This is a genomic window from Pararhodospirillum photometricum DSM 122 (genome assembly GCF_000284415.1).
Classification (GTDB): domain Bacteria; phylum Pseudomonadota; class Alphaproteobacteria; order Rhodospirillales; family Rhodospirillaceae; genus Pararhodospirillum; species Pararhodospirillum photometricum.
In genome coordinates, this window is sequence record NC_017059.1 from 1506845 (window position 1) to 1522313 (window position 15469).

General features: G+C 62.7%; 28 protein-coding genes and 1 pseudogene. 28 read left to right on the top strand and 1 reads right to left on the bottom strand.

Annotation, left to right across the window (positions count from 1 at the left end):
• Positions 1-59 precede the first annotated feature (59 nt).
• From RSPPHO_RS06585 to rplQ, 28 genes and pseudogenes are all read left to right on the top strand, one after another.
• Positions 60-646 (top strand): annotated as a pseudogene (locus RSPPHO_RS06585) (EF-Tu C-terminal domain-related protein); the annotation flags it as partial.
• 94 nt (positions 647-740) lie between these two features.
• Complete coding sequence (gene rpsJ / locus RSPPHO_RS06590; protein WP_041796781.1) at positions 741-1049, top strand: 30S ribosomal protein S10; 309 nt, start codon at positions 741-743, stop codon at positions 1047-1049.
• A gap of 28 nt (positions 1050-1077) precedes the next feature.
• The gene (gene rplC / locus RSPPHO_RS06595) at positions 1078-1803 is read left to right on the top strand and encodes a 50S ribosomal protein L3 (RefSeq protein WP_014414487.1); all 726 of its coding nucleotides are present in this window, start codon (positions 1078-1080) and stop codon (positions 1801-1803) included.
• A gap of 6 nt (positions 1804-1809) precedes the next feature.
• Entirely contained in the window at positions 1810-2430 is a 621-nt protein-coding gene (rplD, locus tag RSPPHO_RS06600; RefSeq protein ID WP_014414488.1) for a 50S ribosomal protein L4, read from the top strand.
• Positions 2427-2738 carry a 50S ribosomal protein L23 gene (locus RSPPHO_RS06605; protein ID WP_014414489.1) on the top strand — a complete coding sequence of 104 codons (312 nt, stop codon included), beginning with the start codon at positions 2427-2429 and terminating at the stop codon, positions 2736-2738. The genes rplD and RSPPHO_RS06605 overlap by 4 nt, the downstream gene beginning before the upstream one ends.
• Before the next feature lie 4 nt (positions 2739-2742).
• Positions 2743-3582: a 50S ribosomal protein L2 gene (gene rplB, locus RSPPHO_RS06610; protein WP_014414490.1), complete on the top strand. Its 840-nt coding sequence runs from the start codon at positions 2743-2745 to the stop codon at positions 3580-3582.
• A gap of 12 nt (positions 3583-3594) precedes the next feature.
• On the top strand, positions 3595-3873 hold the full coding sequence (gene rpsS, locus RSPPHO_RS06615; protein WP_014414491.1) for a 30S ribosomal protein S19: 279 nt from the start codon (positions 3595-3597) through the stop codon (positions 3871-3873).
• Between the two features lie 3 nt (positions 3874-3876).
• Positions 3877-4257, top strand: a complete 381-nt coding sequence (gene rplV, locus RSPPHO_RS06620; RefSeq protein ID WP_014414492.1) for a 50S ribosomal protein L22 — start codon at positions 3877-3879, stop codon at positions 4255-4257.
• Positions 4257-4928 carry a 30S ribosomal protein S3 gene (rpsC, locus tag RSPPHO_RS06625; RefSeq protein WP_014414493.1) on the top strand — a complete coding sequence of 224 codons (672 nt, stop codon included), beginning with the start codon at positions 4257-4259 and terminating at the stop codon, positions 4926-4928. The genes rplV and rpsC overlap by 1 nt, the downstream gene beginning before the upstream one ends.
• A gap of 18 nt (positions 4929-4946) precedes the next feature.
• Complete coding sequence (gene rplP / locus RSPPHO_RS06630) at positions 4947-5363, top strand: 50S ribosomal protein L16 (RefSeq protein WP_014414494.1); 417 nt, start codon at positions 4947-4949, stop codon at positions 5361-5363.
• Positions 5364-5366: 3 nt separating this feature from the next.
• Entirely contained in the window at positions 5367-5567 is a 201-nt protein-coding gene (gene rpmC, locus RSPPHO_RS06635) for a 50S ribosomal protein L29 (RefSeq protein ID WP_014414495.1), read from the top strand.
• A gap of 21 nt (positions 5568-5588) precedes the next feature.
• Positions 5589-5828 (top strand): 30S ribosomal protein S17, encoded by a 240-nt coding sequence (rpsQ, locus tag RSPPHO_RS06640; RefSeq protein WP_014414496.1) that lies wholly within the window; start codon positions 5589-5591, stop codon positions 5826-5828.
• A gap of 62 nt (positions 5829-5890) precedes the next feature.
• Positions 5891-6259 carry a 50S ribosomal protein L14 gene (gene rplN, locus RSPPHO_RS06645; protein ID WP_014414497.1) on the top strand — a complete coding sequence of 123 codons (369 nt, stop codon included), beginning with the start codon at positions 5891-5893 and terminating at the stop codon, positions 6257-6259.
• Positions 6259-6579 (top strand): 50S ribosomal protein L24, encoded by a 321-nt coding sequence (gene rplX / locus RSPPHO_RS06650; RefSeq protein WP_014414498.1) that lies wholly within the window; start codon positions 6259-6261, stop codon positions 6577-6579. The genes rplN and rplX overlap by 1 nt, the downstream gene beginning before the upstream one ends.
• A gap of 10 nt (positions 6580-6589) precedes the next feature.
• Positions 6590-7129: a 50S ribosomal protein L5 gene (gene rplE, locus RSPPHO_RS06655; RefSeq protein WP_014414499.1), complete on the top strand. Its 540-nt coding sequence runs from the start codon at positions 6590-6592 to the stop codon at positions 7127-7129.
• A gap of 16 nt (positions 7130-7145) precedes the next feature.
• A complete protein-coding gene (gene rpsN, locus RSPPHO_RS06660; protein ID WP_014414500.1) occupies positions 7146-7451 on the top strand; it encodes a 30S ribosomal protein S14 in 306 nt (101 codons plus the stop codon).
• Between the two features lie 15 nt (positions 7452-7466).
• Positions 7467-7865 (top strand): 30S ribosomal protein S8, encoded by a 399-nt coding sequence (gene rpsH / locus RSPPHO_RS06665; protein ID WP_014414501.1) that lies wholly within the window; start codon positions 7467-7469, stop codon positions 7863-7865.
• A 19-nt stretch (positions 7866-7884) separates the two neighbouring features.
• Positions 7885-8418: a 50S ribosomal protein L6 gene (gene rplF, locus RSPPHO_RS06670; RefSeq protein WP_014414502.1), complete on the top strand. Its 534-nt coding sequence runs from the start codon at positions 7885-7887 to the stop codon at positions 8416-8418.
• 11 nt (positions 8419-8429) lie between these two features.
• Entirely contained in the window at positions 8430-8792 is a 363-nt protein-coding gene (gene rplR, locus RSPPHO_RS06675) for a 50S ribosomal protein L18 (protein WP_041794671.1), read from the top strand.
• Between the two features lie 10 nt (positions 8793-8802).
• Positions 8803-9402 carry a 30S ribosomal protein S5 gene (gene rpsE / locus RSPPHO_RS06680; RefSeq protein ID WP_014414504.1) on the top strand — a complete coding sequence of 200 codons (600 nt, stop codon included), beginning with the start codon at positions 8803-8805 and terminating at the stop codon, positions 9400-9402.
• Positions 9403-9425: 23 nt separating this feature from the next.
• Positions 9426-9617: a 50S ribosomal protein L30 gene (gene rpmD, locus RSPPHO_RS06685; RefSeq protein WP_041796783.1), complete on the top strand. Its 192-nt coding sequence runs from the start codon at positions 9426-9428 to the stop codon at positions 9615-9617.
• A 15-nt stretch (positions 9618-9632) separates the two neighbouring features.
• Positions 9633-10112, top strand: coding sequence for a 50S ribosomal protein L15 (rplO, locus tag RSPPHO_RS06690; protein WP_041794672.1), 480 nt, complete (start codon positions 9633-9635; stop codon positions 10110-10112).
• Between the two features lie 67 nt (positions 10113-10179).
• Positions 10180-11523 carry a preprotein translocase subunit SecY gene (secY, locus tag RSPPHO_RS06695; protein ID WP_041794673.1) on the top strand — a complete coding sequence of 448 codons (1344 nt, stop codon included), beginning with the start codon at positions 10180-10182 and terminating at the stop codon, positions 11521-11523.
• Positions 11520-12107, top strand: coding sequence for an adenylate kinase (locus RSPPHO_RS06700; protein WP_014414508.1), 588 nt, complete (start codon positions 11520-11522; stop codon positions 12105-12107). The genes secY and RSPPHO_RS06700 overlap by 4 nt, the downstream gene beginning before the upstream one ends.
• Positions 12108-12277: 170 nt before the next feature.
• On the top strand, positions 12278-12646 hold the full coding sequence (gene rpsM / locus RSPPHO_RS06705) for a 30S ribosomal protein S13 (RefSeq protein WP_014414509.1): 369 nt from the start codon (positions 12278-12280) through the stop codon (positions 12644-12646).
• A gap of 78 nt (positions 12647-12724) precedes the next feature.
• Entirely contained in the window at positions 12725-13114 is a 390-nt protein-coding gene (gene rpsK / locus RSPPHO_RS06710; RefSeq protein ID WP_041794674.1) for a 30S ribosomal protein S11, read from the top strand.
• A 106-nt stretch (positions 13115-13220) separates the two neighbouring features.
• A complete protein-coding gene (locus RSPPHO_RS06715; RefSeq protein WP_041796784.1) occupies positions 13221-14237 on the top strand; it encodes a DNA-directed RNA polymerase subunit alpha in 1017 nt (338 codons plus the stop codon).
• A 127-nt stretch (positions 14238-14364) separates the two neighbouring features.
• A complete protein-coding gene (gene rplQ / locus RSPPHO_RS06720) occupies positions 14365-14781 on the top strand; it encodes a 50S ribosomal protein L17 (protein ID WP_014414512.1) in 417 nt (138 codons plus the stop codon).
• 250 nt (positions 14782-15031) lie between these two features.
• Here the strand turns inward: rplQ and RSPPHO_RS06725 are convergent, their stop codons facing one another.
• Positions 15032-15316, bottom strand: a complete 285-nt coding sequence (locus RSPPHO_RS06725; RefSeq protein ID WP_041794675.1) for a hypothetical protein — start codon at positions 15314-15316, stop codon at positions 15032-15034.
• Positions 15317-15469: the final 153 nt, after the last annotated feature.

Below are 15469 nucleotides of genomic sequence, written 5' to 3' on the forward strand. Positions count from 1 at the left end.
TTTCTTCTGCGGTTTGAAAGCAGGCGAAGGGAAGGCTGGGGGAGGCGGGCCTCCCCAGCATTCCGCAGCCGGACCGTCCCAAGGACAAGCCTTCCTGATGCCGATCGAAGACGTGTTCTCGATCTCGGGTCGTGGCACCGTGGTGACCGGTCGCGTGGAGCGCGGCGTGGTGAAGGTGGGTGAGGAAGTCGAGATCGTCGGCATTCGTCCGACCGTCAAGACGACCTGCACCGGCGTTGAAATGTTCCGCAAGCTGCTCGACCAGGGCGAAGCGGGCGACAACATCGGCGCCCTGCTGCGTGGCACCAAGCGCGACGACGTGGAGCGCGGTCAGGTTCTGGCCAAGCCCGGCTCGATCACGCCGCACACCGAGTTCAAGTGCGAGTGCTACATTCTGACCAAGGAAGAAGGGGGCCGTCACACGCCGTTCTTCTCCAACTATCGTCCGCAGTTCTACTTCCGTACCACGGACGTGACCGGGACCATCGAGCTGCCCGAGGGCACCGAGATGGTGATGCCGGGCGATAACATCGCGATGAAGGTCAACCTGATCGCCCCCATCGCCATGGATGAAGGTCTGCGCTTCGCGATCCGCGAAGGCGGCCGCACCGTTGGCGCGGGCGTGGTTGCTTCGATCCTGAAGTAATTTCACCGGACGCTCGTCCCGGTCTTGCGTCGGGCGGGCGTCCATGGTTTTTGATGACGGTTTTGTTGAAAGTCTGGATCGGACGATGGCCATGATGGACAGCCAGAACATTCGCATCCGCCTCAAGGCGTTCGATCACCGGGTACTGGATCAGTCCACCCGGGAAATCGTGTCGACCGCCAAGCGGACGGGCGCCCAGGTGCGCGGGCCGATCCCGCTGCCGACGCGGATCGAGAAGTTCACCCTGAATCGCTCGCCGCACATTGACAAGAAGTCCCGCGAGCAGTTCGAGATCCGCACCCACAAGCGGTTGCTGGACATCGTTGATCCGACGCCTCAAACCGTGGATGCGCTCATGAAGCTCGACCTGGCGGCCGGCGTGGACGTCGAAATCAAGCTTTGACGCCTAGATTGAGTGAGGATGTCGGACCATGCGTTCCGGTCTTATTGCCCAAAAGGTGGGGATGACCCGCCTGTTTAACGAAGAAGGCGCCCATGTGCCGGTGACGGTGCTCAAGGTTGAGTCCTGTCAGGTGGTGGCGGTGCGCACCGAGACGACGGACGGCTACACGGCCGTTCAGCTCGGCGCCGGCGTTGCCAAGGTCAAGCGCACGTCAAAAGCCCTTCGCGGTCACTACGCGAAGGCGAAGGTTGAGCCCAAGCGCAAGGTGGTGGAGTTCCGAGTCAGTGAAGACTGCCTCCTGGAACCCGGCGCCGAGCTGTCGGCCGCTCACTTCATTGCCGGGCAGAAGGTGGATGTCGCGGGCATCACCATCGGCCGTGGTTTTGCGGGTGCGATGAAGCGGCACAATTTCCGTGGTCTGGAAGCCAGCCACGGCGTGTCGGTCAGCCACCGCTCGCACGGTTCGACGGGTCAGTGTCAGGACCCCGGCCGCGTGTTCAAGGGCAAGAAGATGGCCGGGCACATGGGCGATGTGCGCATGACCCAGCAGAGCCTGACTGTGGTCGCGACCGACGCCGACCGAGGCCTGATCCTGGTCAAGGGGTCGGTGCCGGGTGCCGAAGGGGCGTGGCTTGAGGTGCGTGACGCTGTGAAGGTCAAGCGCCCCGACGGCGTGCCTCTGCCTGCGGGTCTGAAGGCGTCGGGGTTGGAGACTGCTCCCGAGTCGCCCGCCATTGACGGCGAGAAGGAGTAATCTGCGATGAAGTTTGAGGTGAAGACCCTCGACGGCGCGAACGCCGGGTCGGTGGAGCTGTCGGAGGCCGTGTTCGGCCTTCCGGTTCGCGCGGACCTGCTGCACCGTCTGGTCCGCTGGCAGCTGGCGAAGCGCCAGGCCGGGACCCACAAGACCAAGGGGATCAGCGAGATCTCCGGCACGACGGCCAAGCCCTTCAAGCAGAAGGGGACGGGTAACGCCCGTCAGGGCTCCAAGCGCTCGCCGCAGTTCCGCGGTGGCGCGACCATCTTCGGGCCGGTGGTGCGCTCGCACGCCCACGATCTGCCCAAGAAGGTCCGCAAGCTGGGTCTGAAGACGGCGCTGTCGGCCAAGGTCGCTGCGGGCGAAATCCTGATCTTGGATCAGGCCAAGTCCGAGAACGGCAAGACCAAGGACCTGCTGGCGCAGGTCAAGGCCCTGGGCCTGAACAAGGCGCTGTTCATCGACGGCCCCGAGGTGGACGAAAAGTTCGCCCTGGCCGCGCGGAACATCGTCGGCATCGATGTGCTCCCCAGCCAGGGAGCGAATGTCTACGACATCTTGCGCCGGGACACCCTCGTCCTGACGCTGGACGCCGTGAAGCACCTTGAGGAGCGTCTGCAATGAACGCGACCCCGCGCATCAACGACGAGCGGCTGTACGATATCGTACGCTCGCCCGTGATCACCGAGAAGGCGTCCCTGATCGGCGAGCACGGCCAGGTCATTTTCCGCGTGCCGCTGGACGCGACCAAGCCCGAGATCAAGGCCGCCGTCGAGGCGCTGTTCAAGGTCAAGGTCAAGGCGGTCAACACCCTTCGCACCAAGGGGAAGGTGAAGCGCTTCCGCGGGACGCTGGGCAGCCGCTCGGATTCCAAGAAGGCCATCGTCACCCTGGCCGAGGGCCACTCCATCGATGTGACGGCGGGGATCTGATCCGATGGCGCTGAAGCAATTTAACCCGATCACCCCGGGCACGCGCGGTCTGGTGTTGGTGGATCGCTCCGAGCTGTACAAGGGCAAGCCTGTTAAGGCGTTGACCGAAGGTCTGACCAAGACCGGTGGGCGCAATAACCAGGGCCGGATTACGGCGTGGCAGCGGGGCGGCGGCAACAAGCGGCGGTATCGTCTGGTTGACTTCAAGCGGACCAAGGTGGATGTTCCCGCCACGGTCGAGCGTCTGGAGTACGACCCGAACCGCACCGCCTTCATCGCCCTCATTCGCTATGAGGACGGCGAGCTGTCCTACATCCTGGCGCCGCAGCGCCTGGCCGTGGGCGACGTGGTGATCTCGGCCGACCGTGCGGACATCAAGCCCGGCAATACCATGCCGCTGAAGAACATGCCCGTCGGCACGATCATCCATAACATTGAGATGAAGCCGGGCAAGGGCGGTCAGCTGGCGCGCTCTGCCGGGTGTTACGGTCAGCTGGTGGGCAAGGACGCGGGCTATGCCCAGCTGCGCCTGTCCTCTGGCGAACTGCGCCTGGTGCGCGGCGAGTGCCTGGCCACGGTCGGCGCGGTGTCGAACCCGGATAACCAGAACGAAAACCTCGGCAAGGCCGGGCGTAATCGCTGGAAGGGTCGTCGCCCGCACGTTCGCGGCGTGGTCATGAACCCGGTCGACCACCCGCATGGTGGCGGCGAGGGCCGGACCTCCGGGGGACGGCATCCGGTGACTCCGTGGGGCAAACCCACGAAGGGCAAGCGGACCCGTTCCAATAAGAAGACCGATTCGCTGATCATGCGGTCGCGTCACCTCGCCAAGAAGAAGCGTTAAGGAGTAGCTGCCGTGGCTCGTTCCGTATGGAAAGGTCCGTTTGTTGACGGATACCTCCTCGTTAAGGCCGAAAAGGCGCGCTCCTCGGGCCGCAACGAGGTCATCAAGATCTGGTCGCGTCGCTCGACCATTATGCCGCAGTTCGTGGGTCTGACTTTCGGCGTCTACAATGGGCACAAGTTCATTCCGGTGCTGGTGACCGAACAGATGGTCGGGCACAAGTTCGGCGAGTTCGCGCCCACGCGGACGTACCACGGCCACGCCGTCGATAAGAAGGCGAAGAGGAAGTAAGCCATGGGCAAGCAGGCAAACGAACGGCGGGTGGCGGAGACCGAGGCGCGTGCTGTCGCCAAGATGATCCGCACCAGCCCTTACAAGTTGAATCTCGTGGCCGAAACCATTCGCGGCAAGACGGCCGAGGCCGCCCTGGCCGAGCTCGCCTTCTCGCCGCGCCGCATTGCCGGCACGGTGCTGAAGACCCTCGAGTCGGCCATTGCCAATGCCGAAAACAACCACCAGCTCGACGTTGACCGTCTGGTGGTCGCCGAGGCCTACGTGGGCAAGTCGCTGGTGATGAAGCGCTGGCATGCGCGCGCTCGTGGGCGCGTGGGCAAGATCCAGAAGCCCTTCAGCAATTTGACCATCGTGGTGCGCGAGCGCGAGGAGACGGCGTAATGGGACAGAAGGTCAATCCGATCGGCTTGCGTCTGGGCATCAACCGGACGTGGGACTCGCGCTGGTTCGCGGGGCGCGAGTACGCGAAGCTGTTGCACGAAGACCTGCGCATTAAGTCCTTCCTGAAGGGCAAGCTGGCGCAGGCTGGCGTGTCGCGCATCGTCATCGAGCGTCCGGCCAAGAAGGCGCGCATCACCATTCACACGGCGCGTCCGGGTGTGGTGATCGGCAAGAAGGGCCAGGACATCGAGAATCTGCGGCGCAAGCTGCAGCAGATGACCGGCAACGAGGTTCACCTCAACATCGTCGAGATCCGCAAGCCGGAACTGGACGCGCAGTTGGTGGCCGAGAACATCGCGCAGCAGCTGGAGCGTCGCGTGGCTTTCCGCCGTGCGATGAAGCGGGCCGTGCAGTCGGCGATGCGCCTGGGCGCCCAGGGCATCCGAATCAACTGCGGCGGTCGTTTGGGCGGGGCGGAAATTGCCCGGACCGAATGGTACCGTGAAGGCCGCGTGCCGCTGCACACGCTGCGGGCCGATGTCGATTATGGGACTGCGTCGGCGCACACGACCTATGGTGTGTGTGGTGTGAAAGTCTGGGTGTTTAAGGGCGAGATCATGGAGCACGACCCGATGGCCCAGGACAAGCGCGCCCAGGATCTGGGCCGCTAAGGAAGGGAACGGACGATCATGCTCTCACCCAAGCGCACAAAGTTCCGCAAGCAGCACAAGGGCCGCATTCATGGCTTGTCTAAAGGCGGAACTGAGCTTAATTTCGGGGCCTACGGTCTGAAGGCCTTGGAGCCGGAGCGCGTGACCGCGCGCCAGCTCGAAGCGGCCCGACGGACCATTACCCGCTTCATGAAGCGTCAGGGACGCCTGTGGATCCGCGTGTTCCCAGACGTTCCCGTGTCGCGAAAGCCTGCCGAAGTCCGTATGGGCTCCGGTAAGGGCTCGCCCGAGTATTGGGTGGTCCGGATCAAGCCCGGCCGCATCATGTTCGAGCTGGACGGGGTCAGCGAGGAAATCGCCCGCGGTGCTTTCGAGCTCGCGGCGGCCAAGCTGCCGATCAAGACCAAGTTTGTTGCCCGAATCGGGGAGGCCTAAGCGATGACGGACGTGGGTACCCTGCGGGGCAAGTCGGAAGACGAGCTTCGCGCGGCAGTCCTGGAACTGAAGAAAGAACAGTTCAACCTGCGCTTTAAGGCGGCGAGCGGTCAGTTGGAAAATACTGCCCGCGTGCGCCAGATCCGTCGCGATATCGCGCGGATCAAGACCGTTCAAAATGAGCGGGCCGGGCAGGCCGAGTAAGGCGCGGGAAGGGACAGGATTATGCCGAAGCGCATTTTGCAAGGGGTTGTGGTCAGCGACAAGATGGACAAGACCATTGTGGTCAAGGTCGAACGTCGCTTCAAGCATCCCATTTACAAGAAGTTCATCAAGCGTTCGAAGAAGTTCTCGGCGCATGATGAAAATAACCAGTTCAAGACCGGGGATATCGTGCGCATTCGCGAATGCGCTCCGATTTCCCGGACCAAGACCTGGGAAGTCATCCTGGATAACGCGGAATAGGACCGGCCGAACCCGGCATCGGGGTTTGCTGGTAACCATCCGTGAACATAAGGACCTAATCAATGATCCAGATGCAGACGCGGCTCGACGTCGCCGATAATTCGGGCGCCCGCCAGGTGCAGTGCATCAAGGTGCTGGGCGGCTCGAAGCGGATGATCGCCGAAGTCGGCGACGTGATCGTCGTGTCCGTCAAGGACGCGATTCCCCGGGGGCGCGTGAAGAAGGGCGACGTCCACCGTGCGGTGATTGTGCGCACGGCCAAGGAAATTCGTCGCCCGGACGGGTCGGCCATCCGGTTTGATCGCAACGCCGCCGTCCTGCTGAACAAGCAGAACGAGCCCATCGGTACGCGCATCTTTGGACCGGTGGTGCGCGAACTGCGCGCCAAGAAGTTCATGAAGATCATCTCGCTGGCTCCGGAGGTGCTGTAATGTCCGCTGCCAAGATTAAGAAGGGCGACCGGGTTGTCGTCCTGACGGGGCGTGACAAAGGCCGCAAGGGTGTCGTGCTGCGCGCGATCCCCAAGGAGAGCCGGGTCGTGGTCCAGGGCGTCAACGTGGTCAAGCGGCATCAGCGTCCCACCGCCGGCGCCGCCGGGGGCATCGTCGAGATGGAGGCCCCGATCCACGTGTCGAACGTTGCGCACGAGGATCCCAAGGATGGAGCCCCGACTCGCGTCGGGTTCAAGGTTCTTGAAGACGGTCGCAAGGTGCGCTTTGCCAAGCGCTCCGGTGAAGTGATCGACAAGTGAGGCAGGGACGATGGCACGACTGAAGCAGCACTATCAGACCGTCGTCAAGGCGTCCCTGATGGAGAAGTTCGGCTACACCAACGTCATGCAGGTGCCCGAGCTTGAGAAGATCGTCATCAACATGGGGGTGGGCGAGGCCTCCCAGGACCGGAAGCTGATCGAGGGGCCGTTGACCGACCTCACGTCTATTTCCGGCCAGAAGCCCATCATCACCCGTGCCCGCAAGTCCATTGCCGGGTTCAAGATCCGCGAAAACATGATCGTGGGCTGCAAGGTGACCTTGCGGCGTGAGCGCATGTACGAGTTTCTGGACCGTCTGGTTACGATTGCCCTGCCGCGTGTTCGCGACTTCCGTGGGGTCCCTGCCAAGTCTTTTGACGGCCGGGGGAACTACAACATGGGCATCCGCGAGCAGATCGTCTTCCCCGAAATCGACTATGACCGCGTCGATAAGGTTCGGGGCATGGACATCACCATCTGCACCACCGCGCGGACCGACGAGGAGGCCAAGGCCCTTCTCGAAGGTTTCGACATGCCCTTCATGAAGTAAGCGGGAGACACCGGGTATGGCAAAGATTTCCGCCGTTCAGCGCAATAAGAAGCGCGAACGCATGGCCACGCGCGATGCCGCCAAGCGGGCCGCGCTGAAGAAGCAGATCAAGGACCGCGCGTTGGAGCCCGAGGATCGCTTCGAAGCCGTCCTCAAGTTGGCCCAGTTGCCGCGTAATGGGGCCAAGGTGCGTATTCACAATCGTTGCGAGCTGTCGGGTCGTCCGCACGGCGTCTATCGCAAGTTCAAACTCGGTCGTGTCATGCTGCGCGATCTGGCCTCCCAGGGTCAGATTCCCGGCATGGTGAAGTCGAGCTGGTAAGGGGAGGACCGAACGATGGCGTTGTCTGATCCCCTGGGCGATATGCTGACCCGCATCCGTAACGGTCAGCGGGCTCGCAAGTCGAGCGTTGCCACGCCGGCGTCCACGCTGCGCGCGGGCGTTCTGGATGTGCTGGTGCGCGAAGGCTACATCCGTGGCTATGAAAAGATCGATATCCGCACCGGCGTGTCCGAGCTGCGGGTCGAGTTGAAGTACCACGAAGGAGAGCCGGTGATCCGCGAGATCGCCCGCGTTTCCACGCCGGGCCGGCGCGTGTACTCCAAGATCAAGGATCTGCCGAAGGTCTATAACGGCCTGGGTATTTCCATTTTGTCCACCCCGCGCGGGGTGATGAGCGACCACGAGGCTCGGCAGGCCAACGTGGGCGGCGAAGTCCTCTGCCGCGTGTTCTAAGCCAAGGGGGAGCGAACACATGTCACGTGTTGGGAAGTATCCCGTCGCGGTTCCCCAGGGCGTCACGGTCACCGTCAACGACAATGTCGTGGTGGCGAAAGGCAAGCTGGGCGAGTTGCGCTACGAAGCCGCCGAGGAGGTTGTTACCTCTCTCGAAGAAAATCAGATCTGGGTCAAGCCCCGGGGCGAGACCAAGACTGCGCGCATGCAGTGGGGCACCACCCGCGCGCGCATCAACAACATGATCATCGGCGTCACCGCCGGGTTCACGCGCAAGCTGGAGATGGTGGGCGTCGGCTACAAGGCCGCCGTTCAGGGATCCGTGCTGAAGCTGTCGCTGGGGTATTCCCACGACATCGAGTACCCCATCCCGGCCGACCTTAAGATTGTTGCTCCGACTCCGACTTCGATCGAGATTTCGGGCATGGACAAGCAGCGGGTTGGTCAGGTCGCCTCGGAGATTCGCGGGTTCCGTCCGCCCGAGCCCTACAAGGGCAAGGGTGTGAAGTACACCGGCGAGTGGATTCTCCGCAAGGAAGGCAAGAAGAAGTAGGGAGCCCGACCATGCAGTCCGCAAAGGAACTGTTCCAGCGCCGCCGGTCGCGCGCGCGCTATCAGATCCGGGTGAAGAGCGCCGGGCGTCCCCGTCTTTCGGTGTTCCGCTCGAACAAGCATATGTACGCCCAGATCATCGACGACGCCCAGGGTGTGACCCTGGCGGCGGCCTCGACCCTCGACAAGGACCTTCGCGGGTCCGTGGCCAAGGGGGGCGACAAGGCGGCAGCGGCCGAAGTCGGCAAGCTGATCGCCCAGCGCGCGCAAGCCGCCGGAGTCACAGCCGTGGTTTTCGACCGCGGGGGCTACAAGTATCATGGGCGCGTGCAGGCGCTGGCGGATGCCGCCCGCGAGGCCGGGCTTTCGTTCTAGGGGATAAGGGATGGCACGCACACCCAGCAACGAACGCCGCCAGCGCGGCAATCAGGAAGAGCGCGGCAACCGGGCCCCGCGCGAGGAGCGCGACGACGAGTTCCAAGACAAGCTCGTCCACATCAACCGCGTCGCTAAAGTGGTCAAGGGCGGCCGTCGCTTCGCCTTCGCCGCTTTGGTGGTGGTGGGCGATGGCAAGGGGCGCGTCGGTTACGGCACGGGCAAGGCCCGCGAAGTGCCCGAGGCGATTCGCAAGGCCACTGATCAGGCCAAGCGCACCATGATTAAGGTGCCGCTGCGCGAAGGTCGCACGCTGCATCATGACATCGACGGGCACTTCGGCGCCGGTCGGGTCACGCTGCGCTCGGCGCCGTCGGGCACCGGCATCATCTCGGGCGGCCCGATGCGCGCCGTTTTCGAGACGATGGGCGTTCAGGACGTGGTCGGCAAATGCACCGGCACGACCAACCCCTACAACATGATCAAGGCGACCTTCGACGCCCTGGCCAACAGCCAGGCGCCGCGCCAGGTGGCGGCGCGCCGTGGCAAAAAGGTGGCCGACATCGTTGGTCGTCGTGACGGCGCCGCCGCCGTCGCGGTCAGCGAGTGATGGGCGAGGGAGCGTTGCGCCTCATGACCAGCGAAAAGAAGACCGTTAAGGTCACGCAGATCGGCAGCCCCATCGGCCGCCGTTCTGATCAACGGGCCACTCTGGTGGGCCTGGGTCTTAACAAGATGCACCGCACCCGCGACCTTGAAGATACCCCCGCCGTGCGGGGCATGATCGCCAAGGTCGCGCACCTGGTCCGCGTCGAGGAAGCCTGAGGAAGGTTGTTCGCCATGAAATTGAATGAACTGCGCGACAACCCGGGCGCCACCAAGGCCCGGATTCGCGTCGGTCGCGGTATCGGCTCTGGCAAGGGCAAGACCGCCGGCCGAGGCGTCAAGGGTCAGAAGTCGCGGACCGGTGTGTCCATCAACGGGTTCGAAGGCGGCCAGATGCCGTTGTATCGGCGTCTGCCCAAGCGCGGGTTTAACAACCCGAGCCGGCAGTCCTTCGCCGTGATCAACGTCGGCCGCTTGCAAGAGGCCGTTGAAGCCGGTCGTCTTGATGCCGCGGCGCCGGTGACGGCCGAGACCTTGGTCAAGGCCGGCGTGCTGCGCCGCGCTCTTGACGGCGTGCGGCTCCTCGGCAAGGGTGAGCTGAACGTTGCGTTGACCATCGAAGTGGCCGGGGCTTCGGCCACGGCCCGCGAGGCGGTGGAAAAGGCCGGCGGCACGCTGAAGGTCCATGGTGGGGCCGAGGCGACCGACGCCTAACCGACCGACGCGCCGATCCCCCCGGGCCCCGGGGGGTCGGCGACTCTTGTGTCAGGGAGCACGACGGATGGCGTCCGCCGCCGAACAACTCGCCGCCAATATGAACTTTGGCGTCTTTGCCAAAGCGACCGAATTGAAGAAGCGCCTGTGGTTCACCCTGGGCGCCCTCATTGTTTATCGCATAGGGACGTACATTCCCTTGCCGGGGATTGATTCCCAGGCCATGGCCGATATCTTCGCCCGTCAGGGCGGCGGTATTTTGGGCATGTTTGACATGTTCGCCGGTGGCGCACTGTCGCGCATGACCATTTTTGCCATCAACATCATGCCCTACATCTCCGCGTCCATCATCATGCAGTTGATGACCTCGCTCAGTCCGAGCCTGGAAGCGTTGAAGAAGGAGGGCGAGTCCGGCCGCAAGCGGATCAACCAGTATACCCGCTATCTCACCGTTCTGATCACGTTGTTGCAGGCTTATGGCATTGCCATCGGCCTCGAAAGCATGACCAGTTCGACGGGACCGGCGGTGTCGGATCCCGGATGGTTCTTCCGCTTTACGACCGTGGTCACCCTGCTGGGCGGAACCTTGTTCCTGATGTGGCTGGGCGAACAGATCACGGCCCGCGGTGTGGGGAATGGCATTTCGCTGATTATTTTTACGGGCATCGTGGCGCAGCTTCCGGTGGCTCTGGCGAGCACCCTTGAGCTGGGACGCACCGGCGTGCTCAGTCCGGCGGTGATCTTGGGCATCTTGGTGATGGCCGTGGTCGTGGTCGCCTTTATTGTGTTCATGGAGCGGGCCCAGCGCCGCATTTTGATCCAGTATCCCAAGCGACAGCAAGGGAACCGGGTTTTTGGCGGCGAGAGCAGCCATTTGCCGTTGAAGATCAATACGCCGGGCGTTATTCCGCCGATTTTTGCCAGTTCCTTGTTGTTGTTGCCCATGACCGTGGCTCAGTTCTCGGCAGGGCAGGGGCCCGAGTGGTTGGGGATGATTACCACGTGGCTCGGCCATGGCCAGCCGCTGTACATGGTTCTCTACGCCCTGCTCATCGCCTTCTTTGCGTTTTTCTATACGGCGGTCGTGTTCAATCCCGAGGACACGGCGGACAACTTGAAAAAATACGGCGGGTTTATTCCGGGCATTCGGCCCGGCAAGAACACCGCGCAGTACCTGGACTATGTGCTCACCCGGTTGACGGCGGTGGGTGCCCTGTACCTGATCTTGATTTCCATCCTGCCTGAATTCCTGATCGCTCACGCAGGGGTGCCTTTCTACTTCGGCGGCACCAGCTTGTTGATCGTGGTCACAGTGACCATGGACACGGTGGCGCAGATTCAGTCGCATCTTCTGGCCCATCAGTATGAGGGCCTCATCAAGAAGGCCAAGTTGAAAGGCAAACGCGGATGACGGGGAAACGGATCGTTATTTTCATGGGCCCGCCGGGCAGCGGCAAGGGAACCCAGGCGGCTCGTCTGGAGAGCAAGTATGCGCTGAAGCAGCTGTCCACGGGCGATATGCTGCGGGCCGCCGTGACGGCTGGCACCGAGTTGGGGGTGAAGGCCAAGAGCATCATGGATGCCGGGGCCCTGGTTCCCGATGAGGTGATGGTCGGCATGATCAGTGAGCGGATCGACCAGCCGGACTGCGCCAAGGGGTTCATTCTCGACGGGTTCCCGCGCACTGTCCCCCAGGCCGAGGCTCTGGATGCCATGTTGGCCGCCAAAGGGGTGGCGATCTCGGCCGTCATCGAGTTGCGGGTCGAGGATCGTATTCTGTTTGACCGCATCACCAAGCGGGTCGCTGAGGCCGGGGCCAACGTTCGTGCCGACGACAATGCGGACACCCTGCGCAAGCGGCTTGAGGTTTATCATCAACAGACGGCCCCGATCCTGCCGTATTACGGGACCAAGGGCTTGTTGAGCGTCGTTGACGGCACCTTGCCCATGGATGCCGTAACCCGCGAACTTGAGGGTATCCTCGAAGAGCGGTAAAACAATAAACGCGGTTGACTCTTGCGCTCAAGTTCCTATACTCCCGCGCCTCGGTTTCCGTTGAAACCGGGGGCGCGGGATATGGGTTCGCGCAGGCGGGCGCGTTTGTTCGTGACACCCCACCGGGTGAGTTCCCACCCCCTAAGGATCAGAGTTGAGGAGTAACGGCCTTGGCGCGTATCGCTGGCGTTAATATCCCGTCCAACAAGCGGGTTTGTGTTGCCCTGACCTACATTTACGGCATTGGCCGGACGAAGGCGGGCGAAATTTGCGAACGGGTCGGCATTGCCGAAAACCGGCGCGTGAACAATCTGTCTGATGACGAAGTCGTGCGCATTCGTGAGCTGATCGACGCCGAGTTCAAGGTCGAAGGTGACCTGCGGCGTGAAGTGGCCATGAACATCAAGCGCATCATGGATCTGGGCTGCTACCGTGGCCTGCGTCACCGTAAGGGTCTGCCGGTTCGTGGCCAGCGCACCCACACCAATGCCCGTACCCGCAAGGGTCCGGCCAAGCCGATTGCCGGCAAGAAGAAGTAATCCGCTTCGGCGGAGTTGGGTAGAATGGGCCCAGCCTTGTCAAGGCGGGCACCCGGTTACAAAGAACGGGACCTTAGGATGGCTAAGCCAGCTCAGAGAATGCGCAAGCGCGAGCGCAAGAATATCACGTCGGGCATCGCCCACGTCAGCGCGTCGTTCAATAACACCATGATTACCATCACCGACGTGCAGGGCAACACGATTTCGTGGTCCTCTGCCGGCGCCCAGGGCTTCAAGGGGTCGCGTAAGTCCACCCCCTATGCCGCGCAGGTGGCCGCCGAGGACGCCGGTCGCAAGGCTCAGGAACACGGCATGAAGACCCTTGAGGTCATGGTCAAGGGTCCGGGGTCGGGGCGTGAATCCGCTCTGCGCGCCTTGCAGGCGGTGGGCTTCCAGGTCAGCGCCATCAAGGACGTGACCCCCATTCCGCATAACGGCTGCCGGCCGCGTAAGCGCCGCCGCGTCTGACGGCGCTCCCGACCTTTTGTTTGCGGATCGCCGGGGTTCCCGGCGCCGGGCGAGAAAGAATCTCGTCCTCTCCGCCGACCCCGATGTTCAGGAAGCCGCGATGTCCTTGATCCAGAAAAATTGGCAAGAACTGATCAAGCCCTCCAAGCTCAATATTGAGCCCGTGGGCGGATCGAAAATGATCGCCACCGTGGTGGCCGAGCCGCTGGAGCGGGGATTCGGCTTGACGCTCGGCAATGCCTTGCGCCGGGTGTTGTTGTCGTCCCTCCAGGGCGCGGCAGTGACCGCCATTCAGATCGATGGTGTTCTGCACGAATTCTCGTCTATCCCTGGCGTGCGTGAAGACGTGACCGACGTGATCTTGAATATCAAGGATCTCGCGTTGCGTATGCATGTCGAGGGGCCGCGGCGCATGAGCCTCAAGGCCTCCGGGCCGGGCGAGGTCACCGCCGCCCAGATCGAGACCGGGCCGGATATCGAGATCATGAATCCCGGGCTCGTCATTTGTCACCTGGACGAGGGTGCGACCCTGTCCATGGAATTTACGGTGGGGATGGGCAAGGGGTATGTGCCCTCGACCCAGAACCGTCCCGAGGATGCGCCGATCGGGTATATCCCCATCGACTCCATCTTTTCGCCGGTGCGTAAAGTGTCCTACAAGGTCGATAACAGTCGTGTCGGCCAAGTCACGGACTACGACAAGCTGTCCATGGTCGTCGAGACCGATGGCTCTGTCAGTCCCGAGGATGCGGTCGCCCTGGCGGCGCGTATTCTCCAAGATCAGTTGCAGCTCTTCATCAACTTCGAAGAACCGCAATTGACCTCCGAGGAAAAGCGCGAGGACGAACTGCCGTTCAACAAGAACCTTCTGCGCAAGGTGGACGAGTTGGAACTGTCGGTCCGCTCGGCCAATTGCCTGAAGAACGACAACATCATCTATATCGGCGATCTGGTTCAGAAGACCGAGGCCGAGATGTTGCGCACGCCCAACTTCGGGCGAAAGTCGCTCAACGAGATCAAGGAAGTTCTCGCCCAGATGGGTCTGCACCTGGGCATGGAAATTCCCAATTGGCCCCCCGAGAACATCGAGGACTTGGCCAAGAAGCTCGAAGAGCACTACTGAGCCATGCCAAATCGGCCCGCGTCCGGCGGGCCGTCGTCCACGCGCTTGACCGCTCCGGCAGCGGGAGGCGTGGGCGGTCGCAATCGGCGTGTTGCAGGCGCCGCCGTAACGAGAAAGGAACCGCGTCATGCGTCATAGATTGTCCGGCCGTAAACTTGGGCGTACCAGCAGCGAGCGCAAGGCGCTGTTCGCTGGCCTGTCCGTTGCCCTGATCAAGCACGAGCAGATCAAGACCACCCTGCCCAAGGCCAAGGAACTGCGGCCGGTGGTTGAGAAGCTCATCACCCTGGGCAAGAAGGGCACCTTGCATCACCGTCGCCAGGCCTTCGCCCTGCTGCGCGACAACGATCAGGTGGCCAAGCTGTTCTCCGTCCTGGCCGAGCGCTACAAGGACCGTAACGGCGGTTATACCCGTGTCCTGAAGGCTGGCTTCCGCTACGGCGACGCCGCCCCCATGGCCATCATCGAGCTGGTCGATCGCGACCCCGAGGCCAAGGGTAAGAACTCCGGCCCCGTCCTGAGCGACGAGGACGACGAGGACTAAGCCGCCTCGCCGCGACCCTAAAAAAAGGGCGTCCTTCGAAAGAAGGGCGCCCTTTTTTTCTTCGATGCAGGCCATGCTCAAAGGAAGAGGGGAGGGCCAAGATCGCCGGGGAGACCGGCGGTCGGGCCGGATGTTGGGCCTCAAGGAGGCGACACCGGTTGAAACAATCGTTAGATTGTAGCTCAAAGGCTGGATGTCAARGGGGGTAAACGAGGGGTCTGGGGAGGCCCGCCTCCCCAGCCTTCCTTTTTTATCGGCTCCGCCGCCGGCGGTCTACGCCGCCCGGATAGCGCTCGTTTGCCTTGTCGTGCAAGTCTTCCAGGTCACGTGCCCTCTCGTGACGACCAGCCCGTCGGGCGCGATGGGCTTCGTCTTGGATCATCTGCCGCAAGGCGGGGCCGCCCCATTGGGTCTGGAGCACATGATGGGCCTTTTCAGCGGCGACAATGAGCGACAGGCCTTCGTGGCTGGCCACGACGTCCACTTCTTCGGGGAATGCATCGCACAGCCCCACGCAATCATGCAGGGTGATCATGAAACCCTCCCACGGTTCGGTTCGGCTTTTGGGGGCTTGAGAGTGCCCCTTCTCACGGGAGGGATCCGGGGGGCGAGTGACGCTGCGACTCGGAACCAACCCTTAACAAAACGCTAGCACGAACTGGCCGACGTGGAATGCGTCGGACGTACA

Excerpts from the sequence above, each read along its gene's own strand:
- rpsJ (WP_041796781.1), top strand. The coding sequence starts at position 741 with ATGGACAGCCAGAACATTCGCATCCGCCTCAAGGCGTTCGATCACCGG.
- rplC (WP_014414487.1), top strand. The coding sequence starts at position 1,078 with ATGCGTTCCGGTCTTATTGCCCAAAAGGTGGGGATGACCCGCCTGTTT.
- rplD (WP_014414488.1), top strand. The coding sequence starts at position 1,810 with ATGAAGTTTGAGGTGAAGACCCTCGACGGCGCGAACGCCGGGTCGGTG.
- RSPPHO_RS06605 (WP_014414489.1), top strand. The coding sequence starts at position 2,427 with ATGAACGCGACCCCGCGCATCAACGACGAGCGGCTGTACGATATCGTA.
- rplB (WP_014414490.1), top strand. The coding sequence starts at position 2,743 with ATGGCGCTGAAGCAATTTAACCCGATCACCCCGGGCACGCGCGGTCTG.
- rplV (WP_014414492.1), top strand. The coding sequence starts at position 3,877 with ATGGGCAAGCAGGCAAACGAACGGCGGGTGGCGGAGACCGAGGCGCGT.
- rpsC (WP_014414493.1), top strand. The coding sequence starts at position 4,257 with ATGGGACAGAAGGTCAATCCGATCGGCTTGCGTCTGGGCATCAACCGG.
- rplP (WP_014414494.1), top strand. The coding sequence starts at position 4,947 with ATGCTCTCACCCAAGCGCACAAAGTTCCGCAAGCAGCACAAGGGCCGC.
- rpmC (WP_014414495.1), top strand. The coding sequence starts at position 5,367 with ATGACGGACGTGGGTACCCTGCGGGGCAAGTCGGAAGACGAGCTTCGC.
- rpsQ (WP_014414496.1), top strand. The coding sequence starts at position 5,589 with ATGCCGAAGCGCATTTTGCAAGGGGTTGTGGTCAGCGACAAGATGGAC.
- rplN (WP_014414497.1), top strand. The coding sequence starts at position 5,891 with ATGATCCAGATGCAGACGCGGCTCGACGTCGCCGATAATTCGGGCGCC.
- rplX (WP_014414498.1), top strand. The coding sequence starts at position 6,259 with ATGTCCGCTGCCAAGATTAAGAAGGGCGACCGGGTTGTCGTCCTGACG.
- rplE (WP_014414499.1), top strand. The coding sequence starts at position 6,590 with ATGGCACGACTGAAGCAGCACTATCAGACCGTCGTCAAGGCGTCCCTG.
- rpsN (WP_014414500.1), top strand. The coding sequence starts at position 7,146 with ATGGCAAAGATTTCCGCCGTTCAGCGCAATAAGAAGCGCGAACGCATG.
- rpsH (WP_014414501.1), top strand. The coding sequence starts at position 7,467 with ATGGCGTTGTCTGATCCCCTGGGCGATATGCTGACCCGCATCCGTAAC.
- rplF (WP_014414502.1), top strand. The coding sequence starts at position 7,885 with ATGTCACGTGTTGGGAAGTATCCCGTCGCGGTTCCCCAGGGCGTCACG.
- rplR (WP_041794671.1), top strand. The coding sequence starts at position 8,430 with ATGCAGTCCGCAAAGGAACTGTTCCAGCGCCGCCGGTCGCGCGCGCGC.
- rpsE (WP_014414504.1), top strand. The coding sequence starts at position 8,803 with ATGGCACGCACACCCAGCAACGAACGCCGCCAGCGCGGCAATCAGGAA.
- rpmD (WP_041796783.1), top strand. The coding sequence starts at position 9,426 with ATGACCAGCGAAAAGAAGACCGTTAAGGTCACGCAGATCGGCAGCCCC.
- rplO (WP_041794672.1), top strand. The coding sequence starts at position 9,633 with ATGAAATTGAATGAACTGCGCGACAACCCGGGCGCCACCAAGGCCCGG.
- secY (WP_041794673.1), top strand. The coding sequence starts at position 10,180 with ATGGCGTCCGCCGCCGAACAACTCGCCGCCAATATGAACTTTGGCGTC.
- RSPPHO_RS06700 (WP_014414508.1), top strand. The coding sequence starts at position 11,520 with ATGACGGGGAAACGGATCGTTATTTTCATGGGCCCGCCGGGCAGCGGC.
- rpsK (WP_041794674.1), top strand. The coding sequence starts at position 12,725 with ATGGCTAAGCCAGCTCAGAGAATGCGCAAGCGCGAGCGCAAGAATATC.
- rplQ (WP_014414512.1), top strand. The coding sequence starts at position 14,365 with ATGCGTCATAGATTGTCCGGCCGTAAACTTGGGCGTACCAGCAGCGAG.
- RSPPHO_RS06725 (WP_041794675.1), bottom strand. The coding sequence starts at position 15,316 with ATGATCACCCTGCATGATTGCGTGGGGCTGTGCGATGCATTCCCCGAA.